At 24.9% G+C, this 25,150-nt stretch carries 22 protein-coding genes and 1 tRNA gene; 22 read left to right on the top strand and 1 reads right to left on the bottom strand.

The window, feature by feature from the left end; genetic code table 4:
- Positions 1–23 precede the first annotated feature (23 nt).
- The 4 genes from X271_RS02570 (at position 24) to X271_RS02555 (ending at position 3,645) form a co-directional block, all read left to right on the top strand.
- On the top strand, positions 24–410 hold the full coding sequence (locus X271_RS02570) for an HIT family protein (protein ID WP_025208908.1): 387 nt from the start codon (positions 24–26) through the stop codon (positions 408–410).
- Positions 411–415: 5 nt separating this feature from the next.
- Positions 416–1,402 (top strand): methionine adenosyltransferase domain-containing protein, encoded by a 987-nt coding sequence (locus tag X271_RS02565; RefSeq protein ID WP_025208907.1) that lies wholly within the window; start codon positions 416–418, stop codon positions 1,400–1,402.
- A gap of 4 nt (positions 1,403–1,406) precedes the next feature.
- A complete protein-coding gene (gene uvrB, locus X271_RS02560; RefSeq protein WP_025208906.1) occupies positions 1,407–3,359 on the top strand; it encodes an excinuclease ABC subunit UvrB in 1,953 nt (650 codons plus the stop codon).
- Positions 3,360–3,420: 61 nt separating this feature from the next.
- Positions 3,421–3,645 carry a hypothetical protein gene (locus X271_RS02555; protein ID WP_025208905.1) on the top strand — a complete coding sequence of 75 codons (225 nt, stop codon included), beginning with the start codon at positions 3,421–3,423 and terminating at the stop codon, positions 3,643–3,645.
- Between the two features lie 522 nt (positions 3,646–4,167).
- Here the strand turns inward: X271_RS02555 and X271_RS02550 are convergent.
- Positions 4,168–4,902 (bottom strand): hypothetical protein, encoded by a 735-nt coding sequence (locus X271_RS02550; protein ID WP_025208904.1) that lies wholly within the window; start codon positions 4,900–4,902, stop codon positions 4,168–4,170.
- Between the two features lie 82 nt (positions 4,903–4,984).
- Here X271_RS02550 and uvrA point away from each other — a divergent pair, with 82 nt between their 5' ends.
- The 18 genes from uvrA to rpoC all read left to right on the top strand — a co-directional run bounded on the left by uvrA (position 4,985) and on the right by rpoC (position 25,134).
- Positions 4,985–7,804, top strand: a complete 2,820-nt coding sequence (gene uvrA, locus X271_RS02545) for an excinuclease ABC subunit UvrA (RefSeq protein ID WP_025208903.1) — start codon at positions 4,985–4,987, stop codon at positions 7,802–7,804.
- A gap of 155 nt (positions 7,805–7,959) precedes the next feature.
- Complete coding sequence (gene trmB, locus X271_RS02540) at positions 7,960–8,604, top strand: tRNA (guanosine(46)-N7)-methyltransferase TrmB (RefSeq protein WP_025208902.1); 645 nt, start codon at positions 7,960–7,962, stop codon at positions 8,602–8,604.
- A 23-nt stretch (positions 8,605–8,627) separates the two neighbouring features.
- Entirely contained in the window at positions 8,628–8,840 is a 213-nt protein-coding gene (locus X271_RS02535) for a hypothetical protein (RefSeq protein WP_025208901.1), read from the top strand.
- A gap of 128 nt (positions 8,841–8,968) precedes the next feature.
- A complete protein-coding gene (gene tuf / locus X271_RS02530; RefSeq protein ID WP_025208900.1) occupies positions 8,969–10,156 on the top strand; it encodes an elongation factor Tu in 1,188 nt (395 codons plus the stop codon).
- 114 nt (positions 10,157–10,270) lie between these two features.
- Positions 10,271–10,345 (top strand) — tRNA-Cys (locus X271_RS02525).
- Positions 10,346–10,410: 65 nt separating this feature from the next.
- Positions 10,411–11,166, top strand: coding sequence for a hypothetical protein (locus X271_RS02520; RefSeq protein ID WP_025208899.1), 756 nt, complete (start codon positions 10,411–10,413; stop codon positions 11,164–11,166).
- A 564-nt stretch (positions 11,167–11,730) separates the two neighbouring features.
- On the top strand, positions 11,731–12,900 hold the full coding sequence (gene cysS / locus X271_RS02510) for a cysteine--tRNA ligase (protein ID WP_025208896.1): 1,170 nt from the start codon (positions 11,731–11,733) through the stop codon (positions 12,898–12,900).
- Positions 12,901–12,904: 4 nt separating this feature from the next.
- On the top strand, positions 12,905–13,621 hold the full coding sequence (gene rlmB, locus X271_RS02505; protein WP_025208895.1) for a 23S rRNA (guanosine(2251)-2'-O)-methyltransferase RlmB: 717 nt from the start codon (positions 12,905–12,907) through the stop codon (positions 13,619–13,621).
- A complete protein-coding gene (locus X271_RS02500; protein ID WP_025208894.1) occupies positions 13,611–14,246 on the top strand; it encodes a sigma-70 family RNA polymerase sigma factor in 636 nt (211 codons plus the stop codon). The genes rlmB and X271_RS02500 overlap by 11 nt, the downstream gene beginning before the upstream one ends.
- A gap of 66 nt (positions 14,247–14,312) precedes the next feature.
- Positions 14,313–14,474, top strand: a complete 162-nt coding sequence (rpmG, locus tag X271_RS03220; RefSeq protein ID WP_128571659.1) for a 50S ribosomal protein L33 — start codon at positions 14,313–14,315, stop codon at positions 14,472–14,474.
- Between the two features lie 13 nt (positions 14,475–14,487).
- Positions 14,488–14,658 (top strand): hypothetical protein, encoded by a 171-nt coding sequence (locus tag X271_RS03285; protein WP_158380604.1) that lies wholly within the window; start codon positions 14,488–14,490, stop codon positions 14,656–14,658.
- Between the two features lie 21 nt (positions 14,659–14,679).
- Positions 14,680–15,249, top strand: a complete 570-nt coding sequence (gene nusG, locus X271_RS02495) for a transcription termination/antitermination protein NusG (RefSeq protein WP_025208893.1) — start codon at positions 14,680–14,682, stop codon at positions 15,247–15,249.
- Between the two features lie 195 nt (positions 15,250–15,444).
- Positions 15,445–15,879, top strand: coding sequence for a 50S ribosomal protein L11 (gene rplK, locus X271_RS02490; protein WP_025208892.1), 435 nt, complete (start codon positions 15,445–15,447; stop codon positions 15,877–15,879).
- Positions 15,879–16,568, top strand: coding sequence for a 50S ribosomal protein L1 (gene rplA, locus X271_RS02485; protein WP_025208891.1), 690 nt, complete (start codon positions 15,879–15,881; stop codon positions 16,566–16,568). Before rplK ends, rplA begins: the two co-directional genes overlap by 1 nt.
- Positions 16,569–16,580: 12 nt before the next feature.
- The gene (gene rplJ / locus X271_RS02480; protein ID WP_025208890.1) at positions 16,581–17,084 is read left to right on the top strand and encodes a 50S ribosomal protein L10; all 504 of its coding nucleotides are present in this window, start codon (positions 16,581–16,583) and stop codon (positions 17,082–17,084) included.
- 13 nt (positions 17,085–17,097) lie between these two features.
- Positions 17,098–17,457, top strand: a complete 360-nt coding sequence (rplL, locus tag X271_RS02475; protein WP_025208889.1) for a 50S ribosomal protein L7/L12 — start codon at positions 17,098–17,100, stop codon at positions 17,455–17,457.
- 114 nt (positions 17,458–17,571) lie between these two features.
- Positions 17,572–21,150: a DNA-directed RNA polymerase subunit beta gene (gene rpoB / locus X271_RS02470; protein ID WP_038462282.1), complete on the top strand. Its 3,579-nt coding sequence runs from the start codon at positions 17,572–17,574 to the stop codon at positions 21,148–21,150.
- A gap of 12 nt (positions 21,151–21,162) precedes the next feature.
- Positions 21,163–25,134 carry a DNA-directed RNA polymerase subunit beta' gene (gene rpoC / locus X271_RS02465; protein ID WP_128571658.1) on the top strand — a complete coding sequence of 1,324 codons (3,972 nt, stop codon included), beginning with the start codon at positions 21,163–21,165 and terminating at the stop codon, positions 25,132–25,134.
- Positions 25,135–25,150 lie beyond the last annotated feature (16 nt).

The following is a 25,150-nucleotide window of genomic DNA, read 5'->3' as shown; positions in this document are numbered from 1 at the left end:
ATAAAAGTGTACAAGGAATAAAAATGGAAAAAGAAATATTTTTAAAAATTATAGAAGGTAAAACAGAAGCGTTAAAATTATACGAAGATAATCTTTTGATTGTGATTATGGATATCTATCCTTTTAATCCGGGGCATATTCTTATTATTCCCAAAATATGAAAAGAAAATATTTATCAAGAGGACGATAAAACTATCCTTGCTTTATTTAAAACAGCAAAAAAAATAAGCGATTTACAAGAGAAAAAATTAAAAGCAAAAGGAACAAAGATTCTTTTCAATAATGGAGCTTTTGCTGGACAAAAAGTTTTTCATACACATATGCATATTATTCCTTTTTTTGATGGACAAACATCACAAAGATTGAATAATTTAAGTATCGAAGAAATTTATCAAATGTTAAAAAAATAATTTAAATGAAAACAATAGAATTAGTTGGTTATGGACATCCGGATCGCTTTGCTGATTATATTTCTGAAAAAATTTTAGTAGAAAATTTAAAACAAGATCAAAAAGCAAAAGTTGCAGCAGAAGTAATGGTAACTCGCAATATTGTTTTTTTGGGAGGAGAAATATATTCGAAGGCAAAAATTGATTATAAAAAATTAGTTTATGAAGCAATTGAAAAAGTTTATGGAAATAAATGATGACCAAATTATCAAAATGTAAGAATTATAAATGATATCAAAGCTCAGTCTCCTGAACTTATTAAAATTCAACAAGAAGAGATTGTTGCTGCTGATCAAGGTGTTATCTATGGTTTTTATAATCAAAAAAGATATGAAAGAATTATTATGCTCTATCAAATTATTGATAGTTTACAAAAAAAATTTCCGATTGCACCTGATTGAAAATTACTTTTTAATCAAGAATTAAAAGAACTTTCAATTTCTGTTTGTGGAGTAAAAGCAAAAGTCCATCCAAATATTAATTTATTTCTTAAGCAGCAATTTTTAAAATATAACTTAAAAATTAATGTAATTGTAAATCCAAAAGGAGAATGATTAATTGGTGGTCCCCTTTCAGATACTGGACTTACAGGAAGAAAATTAATGATTGATGCTTTTGGAGCAGGAGTTTCACATGGTGGTGGAGCATTTTGTGGAAAAGACTTTTCAAAAGTTGATAAAACTGGTGTTTTAATTGCTTCGAAACTTGCTTATAAGATATCACAACAAAAAAAAGTAAAAACAGTATTAGTTGAACTTAATTATAAAATTGGAGATAAGATTCCAAAAGTTATTGTAAGAACTTATAAGAAAAATAAGATGTTTGAATTTAATTATAATTATGATTTATCATTAAATGATTGAATTAAAGAAGCAAATATATTAGAAGTAGATTGATCAGAAATTGTATTAAAAGGAGGAGTTATTTTTTATCTAAAAGATATCTTAAAATAACTTTATGGAAAAATTTTCATTAACTACAGAAAAAAGACCAGCAGGAGATCAAGGACAAGCAATTGTTAAATTAACTGATTCAATCAAAAATAAAACTAAATATAATATTTTATTAGGTGCTACAGGAACAGGAAAAACATTTACAATTGCAAACGTAATTAAAAATCTTAATAAACCTACGCTTGTACTAGCACATAATAAAACGCTTGCAAATCAACTTTACGTAGAGTTTAAGGAACTTTTTCCTTCCAATCGTATAGAATATTATATTTCTAATTTTGATTTCTATCAGCCAGAAGCTTATCTTCCAAAAAAAGATTTATATGTAGAAAAAAGATCTGTTCAAAATTGACAGATTGAAATGATGCGAAATTCAACATTAAATGCTCTTACATCACAAAATGATGTAATTGTAGTTGCTTCTGTTGCTGCTATTTATGGTCATCGTGAACCCTCAGAATATAAAAAACATCATTTTGAAATTTCTTTAGGAAATAAAATTACAAGAAAAGAATTTCTTACAAAAATTGTTAGTTTGGGTTACAAACGAGGAGAAGATCTCTTTCCTGGTTCTTTTATTCTTAGAGGAGATGTTGTGGAATTAGTTCCTGCTTGATCTGATCAATTTAATATAAGAATTGATTTTTTCGGAGATGAAATTACAGAAATTGTAGCAATTGATTCGCTTAAAAAAACAATAATAGAAAGATATAATCATTTTACAATTACCCCTGCTGATGCAAATGTAGTTTCCTCTGATCTTTTAAAAAATGCAATAGTAAATATTAAAAAAGATCTTGAGAAGCGAATAAAATATTTTGAAGAAAAAAATCTTTTATTAGAAAAACAACGAATTGAAAATCGAACAAATTATGATCTTGAGCAATTAAGAGAATTTGGAATTACTTCAGGAATTGAAAATTATTCAATTTATTTTGAACCTTGAAGAAAACATAATGAACCACCAGCTACTTTATTTTCTTATTTTCCAAAAGATTATTTACTTATTGTAGATGAGTCTCATATTACAATTCCACAAATAGGAGGAATGTACGAAGGAGATTATTCTCGTAAAAAATCATTGGTAGAATATGGATTTAGATTACCAAGTGCACTTGATAATCGTCCACTTAGATTCCATGAATTTGAAGATCGAATGAATCAAGTAATTTTTGTTTCTGCTACTCCTGGTGATTATGAACTTAAGAAAACAAAAAATCAATATGTAGAACAAATTATAAGACCGACCGGTTTATTAGATCCTATAATTGAAATTAAAAATGTTGAAAATCAATTAGAAGATATTGCAAATCAAATAAGAGAACGTAAGAAAAATAATGAACGTGTCTTTGTAAATACTATTACAAAAAAATTAGCAGAAGATATTGCAAAATATCTTACTGAAACAGAATTTTCTGTTGCTTATTTACATAGTGATTTAAAAACATTTGAACGAGAAGAAGTAATTAGGAAATTAAGAGTTGGTTTTTATGATGCAATAGTTGGAATTAATCTTTTAAGAGAAGGATTAGATGTTCCTGAAGTTTCCTTAATTGTAATTTTAGATGCTGATAAGGATGGATTTTTAAGAAATAAAAGATCACTTATTCAAATGATTGGAAGAGTTGCAAGAAATGTAAACGGAAAAGCAATTCTTTATGCAAAAAAAATTACCAATTCAATGCAAGGAGCAATTGATGAAACTAATCGGAGAAGAGCGATTCAATTAGAATTTAATAAGAAACATCATATTACTCCTGTTACTATTAAAAAGACAATTCCTCAACCTTTAATTAAAGAATTTGAATTAGATAAAAAACTAAAATTATCATCATTAAAATCAAAACAAAAAATTGCTGTTCTTGAAAAAGAAATGAAAAAAGCAGCAAAAGAATATGATTTTGAAAGAGCTATAAAATTACGAGATCTTATTACAGAACTTAAAAGTAATTATTAAATACAAAATATATTTTTAATTTTTTCTGTGTTATAATAGCAAAATAAGGGGGACTAACAGTATGGACGATTTCAAAAATAAATTAAAAAGTGGTACTGGATGAAAGATTGTTGCTACAATAATGGCATTTGTTTGATTGTTGAATTTATTCATTGTTTGATTCTCAACAGAATCATTTGAATGAATGAAAAAAAACATGGCAATTAGAATAATTGTTTCAGTAGTTTTTGTAATCTTTTGAATTCCTGCGATTATAGTTGGAATTTATTGAATTTGATTTGTATAGGAAAAATAAAGTAAAAGAGAGTACTTCGTACTCTCTTTTTTGTACTATTTATAAATTACAATAAGCGTTATAATATGTTTTAACAATCCATTATTATATTTACCTTTTTTTTATTTAATTTTAATAAAACTGTAAAAAACATCAATAATTTGTATTTCATTATAATTATATTTTTTAATAAAATTAAAATATTCTTTCAAATCATCAATTTCTTCAACTTTTTTAAAATCTATTTTTTTTGCTTTTTTATAACTTCATTTTCAATTAAATTTAAAAATAATTGGTTTATTTTTTTTAAAAAAGAAATAAATAAAAAAAGAGAAATTTTATAATTTTGAAAAAAAATATTAGAAAATTCTTTTAATTTTTCTTTTCCTACATTTAAAATTGATAATATTAGCAGAGTATCATCTAAATTGTATTTATGTACAAAAAAATTTCTCTCTTGCTTAATTTTTTCAAAAATGAAATTATTTTTTTCTAATCAATCATTTTTTCAACATTTTTCTTCAAAAGTAAATTTTATTTATTTTTTTCAAAATTCTCTGGTAAAAATCAAAATATTTTAAATTTTTTAATACTTTTCATCAATTTAAATTGATGATTTTCTGCAAATTTTTCTGCTTCACTTATAAAAATAGCATTTTCATTAAAGAAAAGATCAAAGTATTTTGATCAATAATTTAAATTATTATTGATTTTTAATTTACTACATTTTTTTATTAAAACATTATTTTGTAATAGATATTCAAATTTTGATTTAGCCAATTCAAAATTTTCAATAATTTCCTTAAATAGAATTTTAAATAAAAAATCCATTATTATTTTTAAATTTTTTTGATTTTCATTTTTATTGTATTGTTCTATATCGTCTATTATTTTTTCTAACATAATTAAATTATTTATACTTCCTTCAAAAGAGAAAAATATAAAATTTTTTAAATAATTTTTTAATGAATCAGTTTTTATTAAATTTAAGTGTTCATAATAAAATTCATCAATTTTACCCCCATTTGAATTTAAAAAATTATTTAATTTAGATAAATCATTTATTTGATTTTCATTAATAAATGTTTCTAATTCTTCTATTTTTTCAAAATATTTTTTGATATAATTATTTTTCATTAAGTTATAATAATTTTCAATTTGAATTTTTCAAAAATTAAATTCATTTTTATGATTTTCTAATCTTTTATTAACTATTTCAAAATCTATTTCATAATTTTTTAATTTATTATTTAATCATTCTCATTCCATTATTTTTCTGTCTTTTATTTTTATTTAAATAATATATATAATTTAAATACCTATAATTTATAAAATTATAATAAAAAAGACTATGATAAACGATAAAATAATAATAAAAAATGCACAAGAAAATAATTTAAAAAATGTTGATTTAGAATTACCAAAGAATAAACTAATTGTAATTACTGGTGTTTCCGGATCAGGGAAATCTTCTATTGCTTTTGATGTTTTATATAATGAAGGAAGAAGAAGATATGTTGATTCTCTTTCAAATTATGCAAGACAATTCTTAGGAGGAACAGCAAAACCTGCTGTTGATTCAATTGAAGGGTTATCACCTGCAATTGCAATAGATCAAAAAACAACTTCTAATAATCCAAGATCTACTGTAGGAACAATTACTGAAATTTATGATTTTTATCGATTATTATTTGCAAGAATTGGAATTCCCTATTGTCCTATTCACAATATAGAAATATCATCACAGACAATTACGCAAATTATTAATCAAATCTATAATTGAAAAGAAAATTCTAAATTGCAAATATTTGCTCCTTTAGTTTCTAATAAAAAAGGGTCATTTAAAAATGAAATTTCAGAACTTAAAAAAGAAGGTTTTTTAAGAATAAGAGTAAATAATGAAATTTTACATTTAGATAATATCGAAGAATTAGATAAACATAAAAAATATACAATTGATATCTTAGTAGATCGAATTATCTTAAATACAGAAAATAGATCAAGAATTTATGAAAGTTTAGGGTTAGCTACAAAATATGCTGATGGTTTAGTAAGTGTTGAAAACCTTACAGAAAAAAAGGAAGAATTATATTCTCTTAAATTAGGTTGTAAACATGGTGATTTTTCAATGCCAAAAATTGAACCAAAATTATTTTCTTTTAATTCACCTTTAGGAGCTTGTAATAAATGTAATGGATTAGGATTTATTCAGCAAGTAACTTGAGAAAAAATGGTGGATCAAGATAAAACAATATTAGAGGGAGGAATTAAATATTTTGGTGATAAATTATCAGGATATAATTGAGAAAAATTTATTGTTTTATTAAAAGAATATAATATTTCGCTTGACAAAAAATTAAAAGACTTTACAGAAAAAGAACAAGAGATTATTTTATATGGTTCAAAAGAACCAATTAATTTTAAAGTAAAAACAAAATCTCTTACAGTTCGTAAATATGATTATATTGAGGGACTTGCTACAATGATTGAAAGATTAAATCTTGAAACAGCATCAGATTTTGCAAGAAACTATTATAAACAATTTTTTGCAACAAGTACATGTGATAAATGTAATGGATCAAGACTAAATCAACATGCTCTTGCTGTAAAAATTAATCATAAAAATATTTTTGAGGTTACTGCACTTTCAATTGAAGAAGCAAATAAATGAATTAAAGATCTTAAATTAAGTGAACAAGAATTAAAAATTGTAAATCTTGTAATTAGTGAAATTAAATCAAGATTTAAATTTTTAATAAATGTTGGATTAGGATATCTTACTTTAAATCGAATGGCTAATACTCTTTCGGGAGGAGAAAGTCAAAGAATAAGATTAGCATCACAACTAGGTTCAAAACTTACCGGTGTTATTTATGTATTAGATGAACCATCAATCGGACTTCATCAAAGAGATAATGAAAAATTAATTAATACTTTAAAAGAAATTAGAGATTTAGGTAATACTGTTGTTGTTGTTGAACATGATGAAGAAATGATGCTTGAATCTGATTATTTAATTGATATTGGTCCTGATGCTGGAATTTATGGGGGAAAAGTAATTGCTACAGGAACAGCAGAAGAAGTCGCAAAAAAAGAAACACATACTGGAAATTTTCTTTCAGGAAAAGATCAAATAGAAATTCCGAAAAAGCGAAGAAATATTTCTGAGCAAAAATATCTTGAAATATATGGAGCAAAAGCAAATAATTTAAAAAACATCAATGTCAAAATTCCTCTTAAAAAATTTGTTGTTGTCTCTGGTGTATCTGGATCAGGAAAATCAACTCTTGTAAATGAAATAATTTACAAAAAATTACATAATCTGACTTCGCATGGAAATCATTTTGATATTCCTGGTTTATGTGATGCAATTAAAGGTGTCGAAAATATTGATAAAGTTGTAAGAATATCACAAGATCCTATTGGTAAAACTCCTCGTTCTAATCCTGTTACTTATACCAGTGTTTTTTCTGATATTCGTGAACTTTTCGCAAGTACAAATGAAGCAAAAATAAAAGGCTATGCTGCAGGAAGATTTTCATTTAATGTAAAAGGTGGAAGATGCGAAAAATGTCAAGGTGATGGAATTTTACGAATTCCAATGCATTTTCTTCCCGATGTTTATGTAAAATGCGATGAATGTAATGGGAAAAGATATAACGAAGAAACTTTACAAATTACTTTTAAAGATAAAAATATTGCAGATGTTTTAGATATGTCAGTAGAAGAAGCGAATATCTTTTTTAAAAATCAACCAAAAATTAGTAGAAAACTTAAATATTTAAAAGATGTTGGTCTTGATTATATTAAACTAGGACATTCTTCTACTTTACTTTCAGGAGGAGAGGCTCAAAGAGTAAAACTTGCTACTTATTTACAAAAAAAAGCAACAGGGAAAACTTTATATATTTTAGATGAACCAACAACAGGATTACATCATCATGATATTAAAAAATTATTGGTAGTTTTAAATAAGATTGTCGATAATGGTGATTCAATTCTTATAATTGAACATAATTTAGATGTAATTAAAGTTGCTGATCATATTATAGATATGGGACCTGAAGGAGGAAATCATGGAGGAAAAGTTATTGCTCATGGTACCCCTGAAGAGATTTCAAATAGTAAAATTTCTGAAACAGGAAAATATCTTAGGTATATTTTAAAATAGTTATCGTGCTATAATAACTAATTGTAAAATCAAAATCTTTTTTGTAATGAAGAACGGGAGAAAAAAGGGGTGATTTACAAGTAAATGGCCATTTACTTAAAAAAGTGGGATTTTCCCACTTTTTACTTTTAATAAAAAAAAGATAAAATTTAATTATGGGAAGAGTACGGATAAAACCAGGTGCAATAAATTACTTAAAAAAATCAAACAATCTTTTAGATTCAGAAGATAAATATAAAAAATGAATTAAAAATGATCAAAAGATTTTTCTTGAAATTGGACATGGAAAAGGACAATTTATTACAGAGATTGCTCTTGAAAATAAAGATGCCAAAATAATTGGAATTGAAAAAAACGCAACAATTCAAGTAAAAGCTATAAAAAGGATAGAAAATTTAAAATTAAATAATCTTAAATTTATTTTAGGTGATATTAATAATTTAAAATCTTATTTTTCAAAAAATTCAATTGAAAAGATTTTTATAAATTTTCCAGATCCTTGACCAAAAAAAAGACATTATAAAAGAAGATTGCTTACAAAAGAATTGTTAATTTATTATCATCAAATTTTAAAAAATCAAGGAAAAATTTTAATTAAAACTGATCAAAAAGATTTATTTAACTTTGTTCTTGAAAATTTAAATGATAAAGATTTAAAAGATAAATTTTTTATAGTTGAAAAATCAGCAAATTTACATCAATATACAAATGAAAAAATTATCAAAACAGAATATGAAGAAAAATTTATTGAACTTGAAAGATCTGTTTATTATCTAGAAATTTCTAAGAATATTTTATAAATTATTATAAAGGAGAAGAGAAAATGTCAAAATTTCAAATACGTTGAAATTCAGATTTACAAATTTCATCAAATGAGATCGAGGATTATCTTTTACATAAAAATAAAGATGATATAAAAGTTATTTTTAAAAATGGAAACACCTTAAGATATCTTGGTCACGTTAGTTTAACAAAAATTGAAAAAGAACTTGAAAAACGTTTTAATGAAGAATTTGAGGTTCGTCAAATTAATTAATATATTAATTAAGAAAATTTAGATTATTTAATATAAGATTTGATAATATATAATATTAAGTGTCATTGTATTTAATTAACAGATCTTAAATTTGTTAAATTAATAATAATTTAAAGAAAGTGAGAAAAATGGCAAAAGAAAAATTTGATCGTTCAAAAGAACATATTAATATTGGAACAATCGGACATGTTGATCATGGAAAAACAACATTAACAGCAGCAATTACAAGTTATCTATCAAAAAAAGGTTATGCAAAAAAAATGACCTATGATGCAATTGATGCTGCTCCAGAAGAAAAAGAACGTGGTATCACTATTAATACAGCACACGTTGAATATGAAACAGCAAAAAGACATTACGCACATATTGATGCTCCTGGTCATGCTGACTATGTTAAAAATATGATTACTGGAGCTGCACAAATGGATGGTGCAATTTTAGTTGTTTCTGCTACTGATGGTCCAATGCCTCAAACTCGTGAACATATTGTTTTATCAAAACAAGTTGGAATTCAAAAATTAATTGTATTTATTAATAAAGTAGATATGATTGATGATAAAGAAATGATTGAACTTGTAGAAATGGAAGTTCGTGAATTATTATCAAAATATGGTTTTGATGGTGATAATACACCTTTTATTTATGGTTCTGCTTTAAAAGCACTTGAAGGTGATGAAAAATATGAAAAAGCAATCGGTGAACTTGTTGATACATGCGATAAATACTTCCCACTTCCTGTACGTGAAAAAGATAAACCATTCTTATTACCAGTAGAAGATGTATTTACAATTACTGGACGTGGAACTGTTGCTACTGGAAGAGTTGAACGTGGTGAAATCAAAGAAGGTTCTGAAGTAGAAGTTGTTGGTTTGAGCAGCAAAACTAAAAAAACAATTGTTACTGGAATCGAAATGTTTAGAAAATTATTAGATTATGCTGAAGCAGGAGATAATGTTGGTTTATTACTTCGTGGTGTTGATCGCAAAGAAATACAACGTGGCCAAGTTATATGTAAACCTGGTTCAATTACTCCTCATAAAAAATTTACAGCACAAATATATGCTCTTAAAAAAGAAGAGGGTGGAAGACATACACCATTTTTTACAAATTATCGTCCACAAGTTTATCTAAGAACAACAGATGTTACTGGAATTGTTACTTTACCAAAAGGAACAGAAATGGTAATGCCTGGTGATAATACAGAATTAATTATTGAATTAATTTCTCCTGTTGCAATTGAAAAAAATACTAAATTTTCAATTCGTGAAGGTGGAAGAACAGTTGGCGCTGGAACTGTAGTTGAAATTTTACAGTAAAAGTATAAAAAGAAAAAAGAACTTCTATAATTTATAGAGGTTCTTTTTTATTGAAAAAATTTAAGATATAATATATATGTTTTTCTAGTTAATTTTAATTATTTTTAATTAACTGGCGCGATAGCCAAGCTGGTAAGGCAGAAGACTGCAACTCTTTGATCGTCGGTTCGAATCCGATTCGCGCCTCCATTTTTTGTTTATTTAAATTTATAAAAAAAATTGAAAAAAAGAATTTTCTTTATAAATTTAATGTAATGAAATATTACATTGGAATTGACGAATCTGGAATAACAAATAATCATATACAAAGAATTTATAAAAGTAAATATAGAATAGATTTCAATAAAAATGAAATTTTAAATTTTATTACTCTTATTTTATTTGAAAAAAGTACTTTTGATTATCTCAATTTGTTAATTAAAGAATTAAAAATAAAATATTTTCAAACAGAATATTTTATTTTTCATAGTTATGAATTTTTTAATTTTAAAATTCGCTACGATAAAAATTGTAAAATTTATATTCATAAATTTCTAAATTTATTAGAATTGTATCATTTTAAAATCTATCAAATTAGAATAGATATAAATTCTCTTTATAAAAAATATCAAGAAAAAACAATAGATCCCTATTTTTATGGAATTAAAATTTTTCTTGATCAATTGATTTTAAATAAATTGCTACTTAATAGTAAATTTTTTGTTGAAACACGAGGTAATAAATTAGATCAAAAACTTATTTTTTTGCTTAAAAGAAATTTTAAAATTTCTTTAAATTCGGAAATTACAACAAAAAATTTTAAATTTATCAGTAAAAAAGATTTTGAATATTACTTATTAATTGAAATAGCAGATCTCATTTCTTATTTAGAGAGATGATTTACTTTTTATCATAAACCTTTAATCAAAAAAGATTTTTATATTGATAAAAATTATCATAATAATTATTTAATTAAAAAAGATTTTTTACAAAAGAATATTAATAAATATTTCTTCTTTAAAATTAATTAAATAATTTTGAGAAATAGTAATTTCTAAAATATATAATATGTATTGCCTTGTATTTATGATTGAATAAGAGAAAAAAAGCAGCATTTATGCATTCTTATTTAATTAAGATACTTGGCATCTCGCATAAATGTTGCTCTTTTTTATTTTAAAATTAATTGAGCAACAAAAAGTTTCATTAAATATTTAAAAGATATTAATCCCCTAAGTGCATTTAATGATTTTGCAGGCAGATCTTATTTTATTAAGATTAAGCCTGCTTTTTTATTTTATAAAAATAATTTAAAAATTTTACAATATATGAGATTAATTTATTAATATATATAATATATATATTGCCTTGTATTTATTAATTAAATAAGAGAAAAAAAGCAGCATTTATGCATTCTTATTTAATTAAGATACTTGGCATCTCGCATAAATGTTGCTCTTTTTTATTTTTTTGGTTCGAGTAATATTATTTACGTGGCTTAATCATTTTTAGATATATTAATTGTTTTTAAATTTATTTATTAAAAGTAGAATCGTTTATTGATAAACTTTTCTACTTTTATTTATAATTAAACTATGTTAGTAGTGGATTTTTATACAAAAAAGAAAATAGAATTTAAAAAAACACTTAAAATTTATCTTTGTGGACCAACCGTTTATGATTATCCGCATATTGGTAATTTAAGATCAGTTGTTATTTTTGATGTTTTGCATCGTCTAGCTATTTTAAATAAACAAAAAATAATTTATGTTCATAATATTACAGATATTGATGATAAAATAATAAATCGTGCAATTTTTGAAAAAAAATCAGAAAAAGAAATTTCTGAAAAATATTTAAAAAATTATCTTAATCTTTTACAAAAACTTAATATTCTTCTTCCTACTCATCTTCCAAAAGTTTCTGATAATATTAGCGGGATGATATTATTTATTGAAAAATTAATAAATTTAGGTTATGCATACCAAACTGTTGATGGTATTTATTTTTCAATAAATAAATGAGAAAAATATAATTCAAAACTTAATATAGATATGGATGAATTAATAAGTAAACAAGGCATAATCATTAGTAAAAATAGCCAAAATGATTTTGCTTTGTGAAAAAAAACAAACCAAGGTCTTATGTTTAATTCTCCTTGAGGTAAAGGAAGACCTGGTTGACACACTGAATGCTCTTATCTTATTGAAAAATATTTTGGTGATAGTGGTATTGATATTCATGGCGGAGGGATTGATTTATATTTCCCCCATCATATCAATGAAATGGCACAATATGAAGCAATTTATCAAAATGAATTAGCAAAAGCTTGATTATATATAGGTCATATAAATTTCAATTTAAAAAAAATGTCAAAATCCTTGGGTAATATTATATATGCAAAAGATTTTATTGAAAATTATTCTCCAATGATCTTAAGAATGCTTTTTTTATTAAGTCATTATCGCAAACCAATTGATATAAATCGAAATGTTATTGAAAATGCAAAGATACAGATGCAAAAGATTAAAAATTGTTTAAGAAAATTTGATGATAAAATCTTCGATAAAAAAATGCCAAAATCAATACAAGATGAAAATTTTATTAAAATCTTAGAAAATGATTTAGATACTGCAAATGCAGTTTCATACTTAATGTTGCAGGTTAAAAAACTAAATAAAGAATTTAATCAAATTGAATATCAAAAATTAATTTTTAATTTAGAGATTCTTGGATTTGATTTAAAATATTTAATGAAAAAATAGTGTTATGCAAATATATGGAATAAATTCCGTAAAGGAAATTTTTTATAAAAGGCGAGATTTGATAAAAAAAGTTTATTTAGATAAAAATAAACATTTTTCTTTTTATCAAGAATTAGAACAAAACGATATAAATGTACTTAAATTTGATTTTCATTATTGAAAAAAAAGATTTCCAGAAATAGGCAATTTTCAAAGTATTATTGCTGAAATTGATCTTCCAAATCAAATTAATTTGGATCAATTAATTTCTAAAATAAAAAATAATAAAAATCCTATTTTATTATTTTTAGATAGAATACAAGATCCACAAAATTTGGGAGCTATTATACGAAACGCTGTTGCTTTTAATGTTGATGGAATTTTAATTACAAAAGATAATAGTGCAAAACTAACAAATATTGCAATGAAGGCATCTGCTGGTACTTGATTAGATATTGATATATTAACAATAACTTCATCTGCAAACGTAATTAAAAAATTGAAAAATAATAATTTTTGAATTGTTTCAACAACTTTAGATGGAAAATATAAGCCAAGTGAATTGAAAAAATTAAAACAAAAACTAGTTTTAATTTTTGGAAATGAAGGCAAAGGTATTCGTTCATCACTAATTAATTCATCTGATTACACATCAAAGATTAATATTGACTCGAAAGTTGAATCACTTAATGTTTCATCTTCGGTTGGTATTTTTCTTTACGCTCTAACAAGTGATAATTAAACAAAGTTTTGAAAAAACAAATTATCAACAGATAGATTATGAAGAACAGAAAAAACTAATAGAAAAAATACAAAATAACAAGAATAATAGAAATGATATTAATTTTAGAATATTACTAATTAAGTATGAATCTTTTATTAAAAAAATTTCAAATAAAGTGGCATCGAGATTTGAAAATTCACCTTTAAAATTTGATGATTACTATCAATATGGAATTTATTGTTTTTATAAAAGAACAATAAATTATAAGTTGGAAGGACCTAAAAGATTTGCAAGTTATATTGAAACTTTTATTGAATATGACTTAAAAAATTATGCAAAGAAATTTACAACAAAAAATCATATTTTATTAAATTATGCAATATCAATTGATAGTACTGATTCTAGTTCATCTTCTATAGGAGAAAAAATTTTTAAAGATGAAGAAGATTTTATCACATGAGTATTTAAAACAATTGATTTTAAAATTTTTACAGAAAAAGAAAGTAAAATTTTAATAAAATTACTAGAAACAGAAGGAAGCGTAAAGAAAACTGCGGAGAATTTAAATATTCCAGAAAAAACTATTTATCGTTATCGCAAAAAAATTACAAAAAAATTAAATAATTTTAACAACATAGGCTAACTATGTTGTTTTATTTTCATAAAAGTTTCAAATTTTATATAATTTAAGTATTAAATTTAAAAATAGATGAAAAATAAAAAAGGAAAAAATAAAGTTACTTTAGCCTGCAGTGAATGTTTTGCGAGAAACTATATTGTTAATAAATCTTTAGGAACTACAGAAAAACTAGAACTTAAGAAATATTGCAAAAGTTGTAATAAAATAACCTTACATAAAGAAACAAAATAAACGAGATAAAATAATGAATTTTTTTAAAAGACTTGGTTTTCAGTTGCGAACAATTAGATGAGCAAAATTTAAACAGGTATTAAGAGTATTTTTTCTTACAATACTTGTAATTATTATTCTTACAGTTATTATTGTTCTTTTTTCTTGAGGTGTTACTTCATTAATTGATTTTTTATCGCAATAATTTAACTTGAAAGGAAATTTAATGGAAAAAAACGATAAGTGATATATAGTTCAAGTTATTTCTAATTATGAACAAAAAGTAAAAGAAGCACTTGATAATCGTGAATTTGAAGATAAAGATACAGGAATTTCAGAAATTTATATTCCTTTTAAATATCATCAAACAAAAACAAAAAAAATCAAAAGAAAACCACTTTTTCCAGGTTATATTTATGTTAAATTAGATATGACAGATAAGTCTTGATATATTATTCGAAATACACAATATGTTACAGGAATTATTGGTTCAAGTGGACAAAGAACAAAACCAACACCAATTCCAGAAGAGCAAATTGCAAGAATTAAAAATTTAGAAAAAAAAGAAGAACAACATTATCAAGATCTAAAAAAAGTTACCGATAATAAAGATGCTCTATTAACCGTAAATTATAATGTAGATGATTTAGTGGAGATCAAAAAAGGAGAATTTGTTGGTAAAAAAGGAAAAGTAAAAGATATTTCTATTATTAAACAAATTGTAATAATTGAAATTGAAATGTTTAATCGTAAAACAATAATTGATCTTCCAATAAATTATGTTGAAAAAGTATAAAAAAGGTCTTTTTTATGTTAAAATACTATCGTGTTTAATTATTTAAATAATTTAAACCAAAGAAAGTAGCCACACAAATGTTTAAATATGCTACTGAGGTTATTATTAAATAGTTTTATATTTAATAAGACTTTAGTAAGAAAGAACTTACTTGGTGAAACTAAAGTTAACTTTTGAAAGGTTAGAATAAAAGAAATGGCTAAAAAATTAACAAGAGTTGCTAAATTACAATTTCCTGCTGGACAAGCTAAACCAGGCCCTTCATTAGCTGGTCTTGGAATTGACATGGTAGGATTTACACGTTCTTTTAATGATGCAACAAAAGATCGTAATGGTGATATTGTTCCTGTAATTATTAAAGCTTATAGTGATCGTTCTTTTGAATTTGAATTAAAAACAACCCCTACTTCAGTAATGATTAAAAAAGCGCTTGGAATAAAATCAGGTTCTCAAAAATCAAAAAAGGAAATTGTTGGAAAATTAACAATTGATCAAATTAAAGAAATTGCAAAATATAAAATGCAAGATTTAAATACAAAAGATCTTAAAGCAGCAATGCGTATGGTAATTGGAACAGCAAAAAATATGGGCGTAGATGTTGAAACAGAAAAAGATGGAGAAAATAAATAATGGTTAAGAAAATATCAAAACAATTGAAAAAAGCAAATGATTTAATTGATAGAGACCATTTATATTCAATTGATGAAGGATTAACTATTATTAGAAAAATTTCTTATGAAAAATTTGATCCTTCAGTTGAAGTTTCTTTTAATCTTAATTTAGATGTAAAAAAAGCCTCACAACAATTACGTGGTTCAATTGTTTTACCTCATGGAGTAGGTAAAATAGCAAAAGTTTTGGTAGTTGGTGATAAAAATGATCAAGATGAAGGTAAAAAAGCTGGAGCTGATTATGTAAATGATGAATTAGTACTAGAAAAAATTCAGCGTGAAAATTGATTTGATTTTAATTATATTGTTACTACACCAAAATATATGGCTAAATTTGCAAAATATGGAAAATTATTAGGTCCTAAAGGATTAATGCCAAATCCTAAATTAGGAACAGTAACTAAAGATGTTAAAGTTGCTGTAGAAAATATTAAAAAAGGACAAATTGAATATCGTACTAATGATCAAGGTTTAATTAATCTTTCAATTGGGAAACTATCTTTTTCAGATCAAAAATTAAAGGAAAACTATCAAGCAATTTTTAATTTAATTAAAGCAAAAAGACCTAGTGAAGTAAAGGGAGAATATATTATAAATATATCTTTATCTACAACTATGGGTCCTGGAATTAGAATTGCAAAGGATTAAGACTAATAAGATATGCTAACAAAAAAAGATAAAAAGTTACAAATTGAAGAATTAACTAAAAAAATAAATGATTCATATGCAATTATTGTTTGAGGATATCATGGTTTAAAAGCAAAAGAAATTACAGAAATAAAAGCAAGAATATCTAAACAAGAAGGATTAGATAAAGTTTATAAAAATCGTCTTGCAAAAATTGCTTTTAAAGATGCTAATAAACCAGAGATTATTGAATATTTAACTGACTCATCATCTTTTCTTATTCTTAAAAATGAAAATTCTCAAGCACTTGCTGAACTTTACAAAATGATCAAAGAATTTACAAAAGGTAAAAAAGATTCAAAAATTAAATTAAAAGCTGGTTATATTGAAAATATTTTTTATGGTCCAAAGGAAATTTTAGAAATTGCTTCATTACCAGGAAAAGATATTTTATTATCAATGTTACTATCAGCTTTACAAGGAAACATCAGAAATTTTGCTTTTGTATTATCAGAAATAGCAAAGCAAAAAAATTAATAAGGAGTATAAAATGGCAATAAATATAGAAAATTTTATTAAAGATTTAGAAGAAATGAAAGTTGCTGATTTAAATAAATTAATCAAGGCAATTGAAGAAAAATTTAATGTATCAGCTGCTTTACAAGTTTCTGCACAAGGACAAATGGGAGATGGTGCTGAAAATGCAGAAAAAACTGTTGTACTAAAATCTCCAGGCGAAAATAAATTAGCTGTAATCAAACTTGTTCGTGATCTATTAGGATTAGGACTAATGGAAGCAAAAAAATTTGTAGACAATGGTGGAAATATAAAAGAAAACATCAGTGCTGATGAAGCAGAAAAAGTTGCCGCACAATTTAAAGAAATTGGTGCAGACGTTGAAATTAAATAAGAATTTTATCTAAATTGAAAGGAGAGGATAATGCTATCTTCTTTTTTCTCTTTTATAAAAGGTAATTTGAATCGAAAAACTAAAATGATTGAAATTTATTAATTGGAGAAATATATGAATTATAAAATTCAAACTTATGGTAAAAATACAAAAAGAAGAAATTATCAAAAAAACGAACTAATTGATCTTCCTGTTTTTAATTTATTGGATGTTCAATACAAAAGTTTTGAAGAATTTATCAAAACAGGAATTGATGAAATTTTTCGTGAAATTTATCCAATTCATTCAGCAAAAGATAAAATTCGTGTTGAATATATTGGATTAAAAATAAAAATGCCAGAAAAATCTAAATATGATGAGCTTATAAATGAAGCAAAAGAAAAGGGAATTAATTTTTCTGTTCCAATTTCAGCTCATTTTAAAATGATAAATTTAAAAGAAGGAACTGTAATCGATGATAAAGATGCTTTTATTTTAAATTTACCAATAATGACTGAAGGAGGATCATTTATTATTAATGGTTCAGAAAGAGTAATTGTTAGTCAAATTGTTCGTTCTCCTGGTGTTTATTTTGAAAAATTAAAAGCATCAAGAGCACAATCAACTTCTGATTCTTCAGTTTATAAATTATCTTCAATTATTCCTAGTAGAGGATCATGAATTGAGTTTGATTATCGTGATTATAAATTATTAAATATAAATCCTAGTGATATTAAATTAAGAATTGATAAATCTAAAAAATTAAAATTAGTTACATTATTGAATGCTTTTGGTCTTACACAAGAAAATATTTATGATATTTATTCAAATCATGAATTAATCGAAGAATCTTTTAGAAAAATCACAAAAGAAGAAATGGAACCTTATAAAGCAAGAAGAGCAATTTTTAAAGTAATCCATTCTGGTGATCGTTTTGCTAAAAAAGCAGTAAATGATTCAATTGCTAATTTAATCTTTAATTCTAAAAGATATAATCTTTCAAAAACAGGAAGATATAAATTAAATGTAAAATTTGCACCAAAAAATAGAATTTTAGGACAAACACTTGCTACTGATTTAAAAGATGCTTCAGGAAATGTAATTTTTAAAAAAGATACAAAAATTAATCTTGAAAAAGCAATTACAATTAATGATTACTGAAAAGATAATAATTTAGAATATTCAAATTATCAGATTGATTATGAAATTTTTGGTGATTTTAATCCTTTAAATTTTTCTAATACTAAATATCAAACAAACGAAGAATTAAAATTAAATGAAGATAAAATTATTAGAAACTTTACACAAGTTAATATAATTAAAATTTATGATCCTTCAGATCATAATAAAATTATTAATATCTTATCTTCTTCTCATAATCAAAATACAATTTTAACAATTGCGGATATTATTGCTACAGTTGGTCATTTTATTAATCTTGAGCAAGGAATTAGTGATTACGATGATATCGATTCTCTTTCTAATCGAAAAATTAAATCAATTAATGAATTATTACAAAATCAATTTAGAATTGGTTTAATAAGAATTGAAAAAAACTTAAAAGATCGAATTTCTGCAAAAGATACATCAAATGTAACAATTAAAAATTCAACAAATCATAAATTAATGGAATCTGTATTCAAAGAATTTTTTAATTCTTCTCAACTTTCCCAATTTATGGATCAAATAAATCCGCTTGCGGAGTTATCAAATAAAAGAAGAATTACTTCATTAGGACCTGGAGGTCTTAGTCGTGATACTGCTTCTTTAATTGTTCGAGGAATTCATGATACTCACTATGGAAGAATTGATCCAATTGAAACACCAGAAGGACCTAATATTGGTCTTATTCTTAATTTAGCAATTTATGCCAAAATTAATGAATATGGAATTTTAGAAACACCTTACTTTAAAGTTACTAATGGTGTAATTGATCCAAATAGTGTTACATATATGACTGTAGATGATGAAAAAGGTCATGTTATTGCTCCTGCAAATGTCGAAATTAAAAATAATAAAATTATCCCTAATACTTTAATTGCTAGAAAAGATGGGCAATTTTTATCTGCAAAAAAAGAAAAAATTACTTTAATTGATGTTTCAACAAAACAAATTGTTTCAATTGCAACTTCTCATATTCCATTCTTAGAAAATAATGATGCAAATAGAGCTTTAATGGGCGCAAATATGCAAAGACAAGCTGTTCCTTTAATTAAAACAGAAGCACCAATTGTTGGAACAGGAATTGAAGAAGTTTCAGCAAAATATTCACCTACTGTTTTAAAAACAAAAGTAAATGGTAAAGTTAGTTTTGTTAATTCAAAAATAATCAAAGTTATTGATGATAGCAAAAAAGAGCATATTTATAAACTTAAAAAATTCTTACGTTCAAATCAAGCTTCGCTTATTAATCAAAGACCAATTGTTAATCTAGATGAAAAAGTAAAAATAGATGATATTATTGCTGATGGTCCTTCAATTGATAATGGTGAACTTGCAATTGGTAAAAATGTATTAGTATCTTTTACAACTTGAAGAGGGTATAACTATGAAGATGCTATTATTATTTCTTCAAGACTAATAAAAAATGATACTTTTACTTCAATTCATATTGAAGAGCATAAAATTGAAGAAAGAAATACAAAATTAGGAAAAGAAAAAATAACAATTGATATTCCTAATTCTTCAAAAGAATCAATGCGAAACTTAGGTAAAGATGGAATCATAATTGTTGGTTCTGAAGTAAAAGTTGGTGATGTTTTAGTTGGTAAAGTAACACCTAAAGGAGAAGATGATTTATCTCCTGAAGATAAATTATTAGATGCAATTTTAGGAAACAAATCAAAAAATACAAAAGATTCATCATTAAGAGTTCCTTATGGAGCAGAAGGAATAATTCAAGATGTACAAATTATTTCAAAAGAAAATGGTGACCGCTTAGATGATGGAATTGAAAAGATTGTAAAAGTCTTTATTGTACAGAAAAGAAAATTAAAAGAGGGGGATAAAATGTCTGGAAGACATGGAAACAAGGGAGTTGTTTCTCGAATCTTACCAGAAGAAGATATGCCTTATCTTGAAGATGGTACTCCTGTTGATGTTATGTTAAATCCATTAGGAGTTCCTTCTAGAATGAATATTGGACAAATTCTTGAAGTTCATTTAGGAATGGCTGCAAAAAAACTTGGTTTAAAAGTTGTAACACCAATTTTTAATGGAGCAAATGAAAAAGATATTCAAGATGCATTAAAAGAAGCGAAATTAGATCAAACAGGTAAATTTTATCTTTTCGATGGAATTACAGGAAAAAGATATGAAGATAAAGTTACCGTAGGTATTATGTATATGCTAAAACTTTCACATATGGTTGATGATAAAATGCATGCTCGTTCAATTGGCCCTTATTCACTTATTACCCAACAACCATTGAGAGGAAAAGCACAAAATGGTGGACAAAGATTTGGTGAAATGGAAGCTTGAGCTTTTGAAGCTTATGGAGCATCAAATCTTTTACAAGAAATGCTTACTTTAAAATCAGATGATATCAAAGGAAGAAATGAATTATATAATTCGATTGCAAAAGGGAAAAAATTACCAAGACCAAATATTCCTGAAGGATTCTGAGTTTTATTTTATGAGTTGCGTGGTTTGGGAATGGATCTAAGATTCTTAGATGAAAATAATAAAGAAGTTGAAATTGATAATTCTTTATAGAGAGGAATAAATATGAATAAAAAAATTAATTCTTACGATCAAAATGGTAATGCTAGATATAAAAAAGAAGATCAAGTAAATCTTTATAAAAGAATAGAGATTGCAATTGCTTCTCCTGAAAGAATTTTAAAATGATCAAATGGCGAGGTTACAAAACCAGAAACTATTAATTATAAAACTCATAAATCAGAGAAAAATGGTCTTTTTGATGAAAGAATTTTTGGAACAACAAAAGACTATCGTTGTCCTGTTTGTGGAAAAAAACACAAACGCTCTGATGCTGGAAAAAAATGTACATCATGTGGTGAAGCTATTATTGAATCAAAACTTGTTCGTAGACGAAGAATGGGTCATATCAAACTTGCAACACCAATTGCTCATATTTGATTTTCAAAAATCGATTATTCTGTAATTCGTTCTATCATTGGATTAAAACAAGATGAATTAGATTCAATTATTTATTTCAAAGCACATATTATTTATGATAATGGTGGTTTTTTTTCAATTAAAGAACGAGAAATTATTCAAATTCAAGATGCTGGATCTAAGTATCGTAAAATTCTTACAATTTTACGAAATAATGCAAAAAATAAAGAATTATTAAAAAAAGTAGATGAAAAGATTCTACAATTAGAAAAAGAAGCTGCTTCTGATATTGGACAAAATTATGGACTTGATTTTTATGAATATAATAATTTTATTGCAAGTCACTCTAATATAAGAATTGGAACAGGAGCAGAAACACTTAAGAAAATTTTAGAGAAGATCGATCTTAGAAAAGAACTTCGAAAAATCAAAAAGATCGCCCTTAAAAATCCTGAGCAAAATTCTAATTTTAGAAGAATTAAAGTAATTGAATCATTTTTAAAATCAGGACAACATCCTGGATCAATGATAATTGATGTTCTTCCTGTAATTCCTGTTGATCTTAGACCATTAATTCAATTAGATGGTGGAAGACATTCTACAGTTGATGTAAATGAACTCTATCGAAGAGTAATTATCCGTAATAATAGATTAAAACAATGATTACTTATTGGTGCACCTGATCTTATTGTACAAAATGAAAAAAGAATGCTACAAGAATCAGTAGATGCTTTACTTGATAATGCAAGAAAGAAAAATCCTGTAAATTCAAAAGATAATCGTCCACTTAAATCATTATCAGAAAATTTAAAAGGAAAACAAGGAAGATTTAGACAAAATCTTTTAGGAAAAAGAGTTGATTATTCAGGAAGATCAGTAATTGTTGTTGGTCCTGAACTTAAATTACATCAAGTTGGATTACCAAAACAGATGGTTGTAAAACTTTTTGAACCTTTTATTGTTAATTTACTTGTACAAGAAGGTGTTGCAAAAAGTATTAAGATTGCAAAAAAAATGATTGAACTTTATGATGATCGAATTTGAAAATATGCTAGTAGAGTAATTAAAAATCATCCTGTACTTTTAAATAGAGCACCTACATTACATAGATTATCAATTCAAGCTTTTGAACCAATTATTACATCAGGGAAAGCAATTAGATTGCATCCATTAGTAACACCTTCTTTTAATGCTGATTTTGATGGAGATCAAATGGCTGTTCATGTTCCATTATCTTGACAAGCAAAAAAAGAAGCTTCAGAATTAATGATTGCAAATAAAAATATCTTGGGACCAAAAAATGGAAAATTAATTCTTTCCCCTTCTGAAGATATTGTATTGGGAATGTATTATCTTACAAAATCAAATTTAAATCAAATAGGTTCTAAACATGTTTATTATTCCTATAAAGATATTACTAATTTATTATTATTGGATAAAATTCATGTTCATTCAGTAATTGCCTTTCCTCTTACTTTAATTAAAGATAAATTTACAGAAAAAACTTTCAAAGAATATAAATATATTGTTACAACTGCAGGAAGAGCTTTAATAAATTATATTCTTCCTACAAACTTCCCTTATTTTAATGATTTAAATTCATTGGAAGATCGTGATAATATTTCTTATCTTGTTAAATCAATCGATAAATTACCAGAAAATTTTGAAAAAATAGCAACTAAATTTAAACCTTTTAAAAAATCAACTCTCTCAAAATTAATTGAAGATATTTATGAATTTGATAATAAAAAAATTGAATTAATTTTAGATGCAATTAAGGAATTAGGATTTAGATATTCAATGCTTTCTGGAGCTTCAATCGGTCTTAATGATATTATAGATATCCCAAGAAGAGAAGAAATTCTTAAACATGGAGATAAAGAAGTAAATATCTTATCAAATAACTATAATGAAGGTCTTATTACAGAAGAACAAAGATATAAAAAAGTAATCGAAGTTTGAGCAAAAGTTAAAAATGAGATCGAAATATTATTGGAAGAAGAATTAAAAAAAGATAAAGACAATCCACTTTATATGATGATGGATTCAGGAGCAAGAGGAAGTATTTCCAATTTTGTTCAATTAGGAGGAATGCGTGGTTCAATGTCTAAAGCAGCACATGAATATGTTGCTTTACAAAAACAAGGAATCATCATTAAAGATACAGAAGAAATTCCAATTAAATCATCATTTAAAATTGGTCTTACTCCTTTTGAATATTTCTTATCTACACATGGAGCAAGAAAAGGATTATCAGATACAGCAACAAAAACTGCGGAATCTGGATATCTTACAAGAAGACTTGTTGATGCTGTACAAGATATTACAATTACCGATGAAGATTGTGGAACAAATAAAGGTTTCAAAATAAAAGCAATTGTTGATACAAAAGAGAATTCAATTATTGAAGCATTATATGATCGAATTGTTGGTCGTTATGCAAGTGAAGATATTATTAAAGATGGTCGTAAATATCTTGCAAAAGATCAATTAATTACAGCAAAAATTGCTAAAATGCTTGTTGATAATAAAATTGAAGAAATTTCAATTCGTTCTGTTCTTACATGTAATTCTCATCGAGGAATCTGTAAAAAATGTTATGGTCTTGATTTATCAACACAAAAAGAAGTTAATATTGGAGAAGCAATTGGAATAATTGCAGCACAATCAATCGGTGAACCAGGAACACAACTTACAATGCGTACATTCCATACGGGGGGAGTTGCTGGTGTTAGTGATATTACTAGAGGTTTCTCAAGACTTATGGAACTTGTAGATGCAAATAAAAATCCTAAGTCAATGGCGATTATATCTAAAACATATGGTGTTGTTGATAGTATTACACCTTATGCATATAATAAAGAAAATAGACCAATTCAATTTCGGGTTGTAATTAAGCATAAAATAGGAAATGAAGAAGAAGAAGTAGAATATATTATTGATACTACACAAAAATCAAGATTTAGAATTAAAAAAGGTGATTTTGTTGAACCAGGAAGTAAAATTACAGAAGGTTCAATTCAACTTAATCAATTACTTGAATTTGGTGGTACACGGACAGTTCAATCTTATTTAATTAAAGAAATTCAAAAACTTTATCGAATTCAAGGAATTGAAATTTCTGATAAATATATTGAAGTAATAATTAAACAGATGCTTTCAAAAGTAATTATCATTGATAGTGGAGATTCAAAATTATATATTAGCCAGATTATATCTGATAATCAATTAAAAGAAATTAATGCTGAATTATTTGCAAAAAATAAAAAACCAGCATTTGGAAAACAAATTATAATTGGGGTAAAACCATTACCATTAAAATCAGAATCATTCCTTTCTGCTGCTAGTTATCAAAGAACAGCAGAAGCATTAGTAAATGCATCTATTTCCAAACAAATTGATAATTTATATGGAATTAAAGAATCACTAATTGTAGGGAAAAAAATTCCTGTAGGAACAGGAATTTTAAATCCTGATGGTAAATATAAAATTTTTGATGATGCAGATCAAGATTTAAGAGAAATGAATTTTAGAAGATATCAAAAACAAGAAACAAAATTAGATATTGATTCAATTTTTGATGAATTAAATTTAGAAGAATTAGATCCTTTAAATTAATAATAAAAGAAAAAAG

The organism is Candidatus Hepatoplasma crinochetorum Av (genome assembly GCF_000582535.1).
GTDB lineage: Bacteria > Bacillota_I > Bacilli_A > Mycoplasmatales > Hepatoplasmataceae > Hepatoplasma > Hepatoplasma crinochetorum.
This window is presented reverse-complemented; position numbering and strand designations above follow the sequence as displayed.